Origin of the sequence: Streptomyces sp. NPDC127092, assembly GCF_042722475.1 — a bacterium.
Classification (GTDB): Bacteria; Actinomycetota; Actinomycetes; order Streptomycetales; family Streptomycetaceae; genus Streptomyces.
This window is the reverse complement of the sequence record NZ_JBHXFE010000196.1, coordinates 1-911: the sequence shown is the minus strand read 5'-3', so window position 1 is coordinate 911 and position 911 is coordinate 1. Positions and strand designations below refer to the sequence as shown.

At 72.9% G+C, this 911-nt stretch carries 2 pseudogenes; both read left to right on the top strand.

Features of this window, described 5'->3' with window-relative positions:
* Nucleotides 1-520 (top strand): annotated as a pseudogene (locus tag ACFWJO_RS38780) (AMP-dependent synthetase); the annotation flags it as partial.
* 45 nt (nt 521-565) lie between these two features.
* Nucleotides 566-911: pseudogene (locus ACFWJO_RS38775) on the top strand (acetyl-CoA C-acyltransferase); the annotation flags it as partial.

Below are 911 nucleotides of genomic sequence, written 5' to 3'. Positions count from 1 at the left end.
CCCCCTGGGCGAGCTGCTGCCGCCCGGCGAGGAGAACGTGGGCGAGATCCGCCTGCGCGGGCCCTGGGTGACCACCTCCTACGCGGACAACGCCGAGGCCACCCAGGCCGGCTTCGACGACGAGGGCTACTGGCGCTCCGGGGACCTGGGCTACCTCTCCCCGGAGGGCTACCTCAAGGTCACCGACCGCCTGAAGGACGTGGTCAAGTCCGGTGGCGAGTGGATCTCCTCGATCGACCTGGAGAACCACATCATGACCGTCCCCGGGGTCCGCGACGCCGCCGTGATCGGTGTCCCCCACCCCCAGTGGGAGGAGCGCCCCCTGGCCCTCGTGGTGCGGGACGAGGACTCCGACGTCGACCAGGACGCCGTCCTCGCCGCACTCGCCGAGCGCTTCGCCACCTGGCAGCTGCCCGACAAGGTCCGCTTCGTGACGGAGATCGATCGGACCGGCGTCGGGAAGGTCAACAAGCGCAAGCTGCGCGCCGACTACGCCGACGCCCTCACCTCCGGCCGCTGACCGGCCCGCCCCCTCCCCAGACCCACCCCGACCCCAGGAGACCCCGTGACCCAGGACGCCTTCCTCTACGACGCCCTCCGCACACCGCGCGGTGCCGGCAAGCCCTCCGGCTCCCTCCACGAGGTCAAGCCGATCGACCTCGTCGTCGGCCTGACCCACGCCCTGCGCGACCGCCATGAGGGGCTCGACCCCGCCGACATCGAGGACATGATCCTCGGCTGCGTCAGCCCGGTGGGCGACCAGGGCGCGGTCCTGCCCCGGGTGGCCGCCCTCAAGGCGGGCCTGCCGCAGACCGTGGCCGGCGTGCAGCTGAACCGGTTCTGCGCCTCCGGGCTCGAGGCCGTGAACCAGGCCGCCGCCCGCATCCGCTCCGGCTGGGAGTCCCTGCTCG